Origin of the sequence: Veillonella sp. CHU732 (assembly GCF_003992085.1) — a bacterium.
Taxonomy (GTDB): Bacteria; Bacillota; Negativicutes; order Veillonellales; family Veillonellaceae; genus F0422.
In genome coordinates this window covers 39,677-48,596 of record NZ_RQVC01000015.1, presented here as the reverse complement: position 1 = coordinate 48,596, position 8,920 = coordinate 39,677, and the positions used below count along the sequence as shown (strand labels likewise).

The window sequence follows — 8,920 nt, the reverse complement described above, 5'->3', positions numbered from 1 at the left end:
AGGAACCACCTGTTCCCATCCCGAACACAGTAGTTAAGCTCGTAAACGCCGAAAGTACTTGGCTGGAAACGGCCTGGGAGGATAGGAAGTCGCTGATTAAGAAAAGAAAAAGAGACACCGCAAGGTGTCTCTTTTTGTTTTCTAATGCAATATACTCTTTTCATCTAGCCGTTTCCAGCCAGATTAATTAAGTAATATCTATGGAAGAGTGCCATAGGCCTGGGATCCCCAGTGAACCACTTTCATAGGAGCGAAGCGACGCATGAAAGTGTGTGAATCGGGGAGTTCGGCCCGTAAGATTTTCTACGACCGAAGGGAGTGAAGAAAATCCACAGGGCAGAACAGGAAGTCACTGATTAATAAAGAAATAGCACCCAAAAGGGTGCTATTTTTTTTATTAATCAATTATCTTAAATCCACTAAGCCGTTTCCAGCCAACATGACTCAAGTAAAATCTATGGAAGAATGCCATAGGCCTGGGATCCCCAGTGAACCACTTTTAAAGGAGCGAAGCGACGCATAAAAGTGTGTGAATTGGGGAGTTCGGCCCGTAAGACTTTCTACGACCGAAGGGAGGAAGAAAACTCACAGGGCAGAACAGGAAGTTGGAAATGACAAAGATATATCTACAAACTAAGTCTGCCCAATTTAGGAGAAAACTGTCTATAGTCATTAGAAAATTCTACTACAATATCCTCTATAAATACAATTAAAACAAAATGTTGACTGGGGGGACATAATGTATAATTAAAACAAATATTGTGTTAAAAAGGGAGGTTTATATGCAAACAGTAGAATTTATAACATCTTATCTTACTTTTTATTTAAAAGGGAAAATTCAAGTAGATAAAAACTTTGTTAAGTTTGAGATTCCTAATACAATTCTCAAATTAATCCCTCTTGGCAAGGCTAGCCGAAGTTTACCTGTAAATCAGATTTCTAGTGTGGATGATAGCTTTAAACTAAATTTTAAATCTCTATTATGGGGAATATTTTTCCTTTTATTGGGATTAGGAATGCTTGGGGATAATACTTTTTATGGTATTGTTATTAGTATTTACGCAATATTAACGATTCTAAGTTCTTTTGAGACAATTCTGCTTGTAAATTCTACATCCGGTGCTGTTACTGTTATTTCATTTGTCATTTTTGAGAAAGCTAAAGCTATTGAATGTAAAGACTATATTAATTTATTAATTACAGGACACCTTTCAGACACTAATGTAAGAGAACAAAATATGAAATTAATGGATAATGCTGATAAAAATACAGAAAAAATTATCGATGCATTGAAAAAATAATGAGATTATATATCTATCTAAATTAAATATTAATACTAAGTCAGAATGATTAAGGAGTAAGCTCTTAATCATTTTGACTTTTATATTAGGATATTGATAATTTTACATAATGACAAATCAACTGTAACCTTGTATACTATACCTATTATTAAGATAACTAAGGTGATAGTATGATACATAATAAACGAAATAATATTTTCAAAAGACCTAAGATAGAATTTTTTAATACCTTTGACAGGGAAGAGTTTCTTTTATTAATTGTAAAAGGTATTCTTATTGGAATAGTGGCAGGCACGATCGGCTCTGCTTTTAGATATATAATTCACTGGGGCAATGATTTTAGACATGAGTTTATGGCTACCGCAACAATGGAGCAAATTATAATATGGACCATGATTATGATGATCTTAGGCTGGTGTTGTCATTTACTATTAAAATGGGCACCTTTATCAGGTGGTTCGGGGATTCCTCAAATTGAAGGAGAAATGAAAGGCATCTTTAATATGAACCCCTTTCCTACATTAGTATCTAAGTTCTTTGGTGGGGCTTTCACAGGCATTGTTGGATTCTCTGTAGGACGTGAAGGACCATCTGTACAGCTTGGCGGTGCAACCGGTAAGTTACTGTCTAACTGGTTTGGTAGCTCTTTACGGGAAGAGAGAATTTTAACATCTGCCGGAGCAGCTGCGGGATTGACGGCTGCCTTTAGTGCACCAGTATCGGGTGCTATTTTTGTGTTTGAAGAGGTTCATAAAAGTTTTTACCCTAAACTTGTGATTCCTACATTTTCTGCTACCATTTCGGCGAATTTAGTTACTTCTTTAGTGTTTGGACTAACTCCGTCATTGGGATTTTCTGTAATGGAAAGTATCCCTATTGAGTATTTCGCTACACTCCTTATATTAGGTGTTGGGGTAGGTTTCTTCGGGATCTTTTTCAATCGTATGATTGTGGGTGTCAAATCCTTATATGATAAACTTCCTATTTCTAGAGGGTGGAAAATTTCTCTCACATTCCTAGGGGTGACGTTATTAGGACTGGATTCGCAGTTACTATTGGGTGGTGGTAATGATGTGGTGACCATGATGGTTGACCATCAACAGACTTTTCAGCTGCTATTATATATTGTTATAGGCAAGATTATCTTAACTTCTATTTGCTATGGTAATGGTGCACAAGGAGGTATCTTCCTCCCTATGGTGGTGATTGGATCGGCAGTGGGAGCATTGGTGCATAGTATATTGGTAGAATTACATATGCTCCCTAATGCTTTCGGTGGTAGTTTCATTATTTGCGGTATGGCAGGCATGTTAGCTGCCTCTATGAGAACACCTTTATTAGCGATTTTACTTGTTCTAGAAATGACAAATAGCTTTCACAGTATATACCAAGTAGGAACGGTGGCAATCGTTGCCTACTTAACAGCAGAATTTATGAAAGAATTGCCAATCTACGATAATCTGTTACTTCGGATGAGCCAAGGTTTGGTAGGCGCAGAGGAGGAACAAACATTTTTCCAAACTCGTTTGTCAGTGGTGTGTCCTTATGTAGATATGATGTTGAAAGATATTGAGCTACCGAGGGGAGCCATCATCGTAAGCATTGACCGAGGAGGGCAACCGATTGTGCCTGTTGCGGCAACCGTGTTACAGTGTGGAGACGAACTATATGTTTCTTGTACAAAAGGACAATTAAAAGAAGTAAAAGAATTTTTCAGTTATTAACATTTGTTATAGAGTTACCATAGGAGGTATGCTACTATACATATAGGTAGTACTTAGCTGTTTACGAATACATGGTGTCTTGCATTAAGAGGATGTCTATGGTGTGTAAAGTTTTAATGATACACGTTTTAATGAGCAGTGTATGAGTAAAACTATATCTTAGTAGATCTAATTTGGAGTTGTATATGCTCTAGAATTTGGTATAGTAAACTTTACGAAAGTTTATATGAGAGCGCTCTCTAGTATGAATGACAAGGTTACCTATTAAAGTTACTGGTTTTACGACCGTTGTAGTATATAGTATTAAATCTAAAGAAAGGAATCGTCATATGGCAATGATGGAATTTACAGATCGTCCGTTGACAGTAGCGGTTATTACTGTGTCTGATACAAGAACAAAGGAAACTGATAAAGGTGGAGCTCGTGTTGAGGAGTTAGCTCGCGAGGCTGGTTTTGTTGTGGTATCTCGTCAGATTGTGACAGATACAATCGAAGAGATTCAGGGCGCTATTCATAAGGCTTTCACTGGTAACTATGGTGGAGATGTTCAAGTCTTGAAGACGTCTACCGGTAATGATGTTCGTGCATGGACATATGAGGACAGTGTAGGTGTTGCAGATATTATTATCAGTACTGGTGGTACAGGGATTGCTAAACGTGATGTATCTATCGAGGCAGTGGAACCACTATTAGATAAAGAGATTCCAGGATTTGGTGAGTTATTTCGTTTCTTAAGCTATCGTGATGATATTGGTACAAAAGCGTTAGCATCTCGCGCCATTGCGGGCGTAAAAGATCATACGATTTTATTCGCTATCCCAGGTTCTGTGGGCGCTGTTACCTTAGCCATAAAAGAATTAATTTTACCTGAAGTAAAACATCTAAAGCGAGAACTAATTAAATAGTAGATTAGAAATAGCTATCTTTTGTAACTATGTATTCATAGTACTGAGATAGCTATATTTTTGCTTTTTACAGACTAAAATGTGATGCTTGTAGATAGTTATTAGATTTATGAGGCATTGTAATGACACATAAATAGAAACGAATCAGTCATAGAATGCACTTTTCGTAAAAGATGCAAAGTAGAAACTAAAAAATGCATAGGCTCTTTTGCATTTTGCGTGCACAAGTGATTGGTAACGTGCTATAATGGGTATATATAAATCACATAGTAAGTTATTGGAGGATGTAATGGCTTTCAATTTAAAAGGAAAAGAAGAAAAGTTTTTCAGTATGCTGAATGAGCATGCAGAGCTTTGTCATGAGGCGGCGCAGTTGATGCAAGACGTGTTTGAAGGAGAAGTGGAAAAGAAAGAAGCACTTCGTCAAATTGAACAAAAAGAACACGAAGCTGATGAATTGGTGGCGGCTACGATGGACCGTTTGCGTAAAACATTTATTACACCAATGGACCGTGAAGATATCCAACTATTGATTGATCAATTAGATAATACCATTGATAACATCAAAGAAATTATGGATAAAATGGTGATGTATCAAGTGCAAAGTGAGCCAACTAGTGGAGCTATCCGTATGGCAGAAATCGTGGCTAAATGTTGCAAGCACATTAAAAAATCTATTTCTTACATGGGAAGCTTAAAGAAAAACTATTTGAAAGTAGAAGGTCGTGCGTTAGAAGTGTTGCGCCTAGAAGCTGAAGCAGATGACATTTATCATGTGGAAATGGCGAAACTTTTTACAGAGTGCAGTGATCCTATTGAAATCATTAAGTGGAAGGAAATTCTTAGCTCCATGGAAGAAGTTATCGATGGCTCTGAGACTTTGGTAGGAACATTCCGCCGGGTAGTGTTGAAGTATGCTTGATGGTTGGGTGATATGGGCCGTCGTTTTATTAGCCTTGGCCTTTGACTATATAAATGGATTCCATGATACTGCTAATGCGATTGCTACGTCTGTATCGACGAGAGCGATTGCTCCGAAAACAGCAGTTATGATGGCGGCAACCTTAAACTTTTTAGGTGCTATGGTGAGTACTGGTGTGGCAAAAACAATCGGTGGCGATATCGTTACTGCCCCAGAGATGATTAATGGTGAGATTATAGTAGCGGCTCTAGTAGGAGCCATTTTCTGGAACTTATTAACTTGGTGGTATGGGATTCCAAGTTCTTCTTCCCATGCATTAATCGGTGGTATCATTGGTGCTGTACTGATTTCTGTAGGCCCTGAAGCTTTGCAAGCTGGTGGGATTGGTAAGATTTTTATTTCTTTGGTAGCATCTCCCATTCTAGCGCTAGTATTAGGCTATATTGTCATGAAAATATTGCTGCTCCTATTTGGACGATTTTCGCCAATTATCTTAAATGATCGATTCCGGAATATGCAACTAGTGTCTGCGGCACTCATGTCATTCTCTCACGGTTCCAATGATGCACAAAAAGCGATGGGGATTATTACCTTAACCTTAGTAGCTAGCGGTCATTTACAAACTTTAGACGTACCTATTTGGGTGAAAATTGCCTGTGCCACAGCGATGGCCTTGGGTACAGCAGCAGGGGGATGGAAAATTATTGCTACCGTGGGTAGTAAAATTTTTAAATTGGAAAGTATCAATGGGTTTGCAGCCGACTTGAACTCTGCTATAACTATTTTTACAGCTACTTTATTACACTTGCCAGTATCTACGACACATGTTGTGAGTGGATCTATCATGGGTGTAGGCACAGCAATGCGCGTCAGAGCAGTGAACTGGAGTACAGCACGTTCCATGGTATTTGCTTGGTTTATTACGATACCATTATCTGCCGGTGTATCAGCTTTGGCATATGTGATTATTGATGCGTTGGCACATGTATAAAAAATGAAGAAATTATGAAGAAATGTATTGCAACATTCTCAATAATTTCTTATAATAAAGATAAGAGATGCTCGAAGGCGTATGCACTCGAGCATTTTTTATACTTTTAAAGTATACTGTTAGAGTGTACTTTTAATGCCCATACATACACAGTTTAGTATAGATTCAATAAGGGAGATACCATTGAAATTTAATCAGGCAACAGACTATGCATTTCGAATTATCTTATACATGTCTACATTACCATTCGGTACTCGAAAGGTTGGGGCAGAGTTAGCAAAAACAAGTAAGATTCCTGAACGATTTTTATTAAAAATTATGCGCTATTTGGTCAATGCAAAGTTATTACATTCCTATCGTGGCGTAGATGGTGGATTCACCTTGGCTAAAAAACCAAAAGATATTAGTTTATATGATGTGGTAACCGCAGTAGAAGGCGATACTTACTTACAGCATTGTTTATATGATGCGGAAAGCTGTTCTCGTGGGTGCCATGGTCAATGTGCAGTACAAGAGGCAATTGGCAAAATTCAAGCAAGTTTAATAGAAGAATTAAAAAAGGTTGATTTCGAAACGTTAGCGAAACGTGAGCGTTCGATTCATATATCAATGCACCATGTGGTCTAAATGTATATTCAAGTGAGGAGGAATTGGCATGATGGATGCAGTCTTGTTAGCTCGTTTTCAATTTGCGTTGACTACGATCTATCATTGGCTCTTCGTACCGTTCACGCTAGGTATGACAGTATTAGTAGCAATACTTGAAATTACTTATGCGCGTACGAAAAACGAAGTGTACAAAAAAATGGCAAAGTTTTGGGGTAAACTATTCCTAATTAACTTTGCAATGGGTGTTGTAACAGGTATCGTTCAAGAATTCCATTTTGGAATGAACTGGGCAGAATACTCTCGCTTCATGGGGGATATTTTCGGTGCTCCTTTGGCGTTAGAAGCCTTAACAGCATTCTTCTTAGAGTCTACCTTTATGGGGGCTTGGATTTTCGGTTGGGATAAATTATCTGCGAAAGCCCATGCATTTGTAGCGGTGCTAGTAGCGATTGGTAGTAACTTATCCGCATTTTGGATTTTAGTAGCGAACTCATTCATGCAACATCCAGTAGGCTATGCACTTCGTAATGGCCGTGCAGAAATGGATTCCTTTGCGGCTATCCTACAAAATGGGTATTTACCAGGTCAATATTTGCACATCTTTACAGATGGTATCCTAACAGCGGGCGTGATTATCGCTTCTGTCAGTGCATGGCATTTATTGAAAAATAATCATGTAGAATTTTATTCTAAATCTATAAAATTTGGTTTAGGTGCCGCTGTAATCGGTGGTTTATTAGTAGGTGGTGCCGGTCACTTCCAAGGTCAAACGGTGGCAAAATTACAACCTATGAAAGTAGCTGCTTTTGAAGCATTATGGGAAACCCATGATCCAGCTCCATTTGCTATTGCAGCAGGTATTGACCAAGAAGGCAAAAAGAATAGCTTTGAAATCGGTATTCCAGGCGCCTTATCTTTCGTAGTTCATGACTCTTTCAACGGGGAAGTGAAAGGTATTAATGACCTTCAAAAAGAAGCAGAACTAAAACATGGTGCGGGTGATTACGTGCCACATGTAACATCTATGTTCTGGTCCTTCCGTGTGATGATTTTAGCTGGCATTATTATGTTAGTAACATCCATTGTGGGATACTATTTACATGTGAAAGGTAAATTACTTAACAATAGAGTGGCTCTAAAAAGCATCTATCATTTATTAGCCCTTCCATTTATTGCTAACTCCACAGGTTGGTATGTAGCAGAAGCGGGTCGTCAACCATGGCTTGTATATGGTTTACAAAAAACGGCTGATGGTGCATCCAAAGTGGTAACAGCGCCAGAAATCTGGACAACAATCATCGGTTTCACAGCTGTATACGTAGTGATGGCAATTGCTGCCATTTATCTCGCAGTAAAACATATTCAAGCGGGACCAGCTGGTAACCCAGCTCATGATGTGGTTGAACAAGAGGAGGCTACATTATGGAAATAATTACAAATAACTTAGAATTAATTTGGTTCATCTTAGTAGGTGTACTATTTACAGGATTCTTCATTTTAGAAGGACTTGATTACGGTGTAGGTATGTGGCTTCCATTCTTGGGTAAAACAGACCGTGAACGCCGTCAATTAATCAATACTATCGGACCTGTATGGGACGGTAACCAAGTATGGATGTTAACGGCTGGTGGTGCTATGTTCGCATCCTTCCCGCAAGTATATGCTACACTATTTAGTGGTTTTTACTTGGCATTATTCTTGATGCTAGCCGCATTGATTGCTCGTGGTGTGTCCTTCGACTTCCGCAGTAAAGATAAAAGCCCAACATGGCGTGCTGCTTTCGACTGGTGTATTTTCTTTGGATCTGTTATCCCAGCACTTCTTTGGGGTGTTACAGTAGGTAATTTAATCCAAGGTACACCAATAGATAAACACATGAACTATGTAGGTGGTTTCTTAGATTTATTGAGCGTATATACAATCCTTTGTGGTATTGCATTTGTATGTGTATTCTTGTACCATGGTGCGTTATATGCTTCCTTAAAAACAACAGGGGAAATCTCTGAACGTGCTCGTGCAGCAGCCTTAGTAGAAGGTGTGATCACAGCAGTTGGTGCGTTGGTATTAGTAGGTGCTACCTATGTGTACACTGACTTATTCAATAGCACATTAGCTACGGTTGCCTTTGCATTAGCCATTGTAAGCTTCTTAGTGTCTTGGGGCTTTACACGTATGCGCCAAACTGGTAAAGGTTTTGTGTTCAGTGCATTGACAATTCTATTTGTTACATTGGCTTACTTTGCAGGATTATTCCCTCGCATTATGGTATCCAGCATTGATCCAGCGTACAGCTTAACAATCATGAATGCTGCATCTTCTACATACACATTAACATTGATGACAATCGTAGCATGCATCTTCGTACCTATCGTATTAGTGTACCAAGCATGGGCATATTACTATTTCCGTCATCGTGTATCACAAGATGACTTACACTATTAATCTATAGTGATTTTGAAAGGGGCGTG

Annotated in this window: 8 protein-coding genes and 1 rRNA gene; all 9 read left to right on the top strand. The window is 38.6% G+C overall.

Annotated elements, in window-relative coordinates; translation table 11 throughout:
* A 5S ribosomal RNA gene (gene rrf, locus EO121_RS07250) occupies nucleotides 1-98 on the top strand; the annotation flags it as partial.
* Between the two features lie 684 nt (nucleotides 99-782).
* Nucleotides 783-1,301, top strand: coding sequence for a hypothetical protein (locus EO121_RS07245; protein WP_126939057.1), 519 nt, complete (start codon nucleotides 783-785; stop codon nucleotides 1,299-1,301).
* Between the two features lie 170 nt (nucleotides 1,302-1,471).
* On the top strand, nucleotides 1,472-3,025 hold the full coding sequence (locus EO121_RS07240; RefSeq protein ID WP_127167092.1) for a ClC family H(+)/Cl(-) exchange transporter: 1,554 nt from the start codon (nucleotides 1,472-1,474) through the stop codon (nucleotides 3,023-3,025).
* Nucleotides 3,026-3,354: 329 nt separating this feature from the next.
* Nucleotides 3,355-3,930, top strand: a complete 576-nt coding sequence (locus tag EO121_RS07235; protein WP_127167091.1) for a molybdenum cofactor biosynthesis protein B — start codon at nucleotides 3,355-3,357, stop codon at nucleotides 3,928-3,930.
* Nucleotides 3,931-4,219: 289 nt separating this feature from the next.
* Nucleotides 4,220-4,852, top strand: a complete 633-nt coding sequence (locus tag EO121_RS07230) for a DUF47 domain-containing protein (protein WP_127167089.1) — start codon at nucleotides 4,220-4,222, stop codon at nucleotides 4,850-4,852.
* Entirely contained in the window at nucleotides 4,845-5,843 is a 999-nt protein-coding gene (locus tag EO121_RS07225) for an inorganic phosphate transporter (RefSeq protein ID WP_127167087.1), read from the top strand. Before EO121_RS07230 ends, EO121_RS07225 begins: the two co-directional genes overlap by 8 nt.
* Nucleotides 5,844-6,026: 183 nt before the next feature.
* On the top strand, nucleotides 6,027-6,470 hold the full coding sequence (locus EO121_RS07220) for an Rrf2 family transcriptional regulator (protein ID WP_127167085.1): 444 nt from the start codon (nucleotides 6,027-6,029) through the stop codon (nucleotides 6,468-6,470).
* A gap of 28 nt (nucleotides 6,471-6,498) precedes the next feature.
* Nucleotides 6,499-7,884, top strand: coding sequence for a cytochrome ubiquinol oxidase subunit I (locus tag EO121_RS07215; protein ID WP_127167083.1), 1,386 nt, complete (start codon nucleotides 6,499-6,501; stop codon nucleotides 7,882-7,884).
* Entirely contained in the window at nucleotides 7,875-8,894 is a 1,020-nt protein-coding gene (gene cydB / locus EO121_RS07210; protein WP_127167081.1) for a cytochrome d ubiquinol oxidase subunit II, read from the top strand. Before EO121_RS07215 ends, cydB begins: the two co-directional genes overlap by 10 nt.
* Nucleotides 8,895-8,920: the final 26 nt, after the last annotated feature.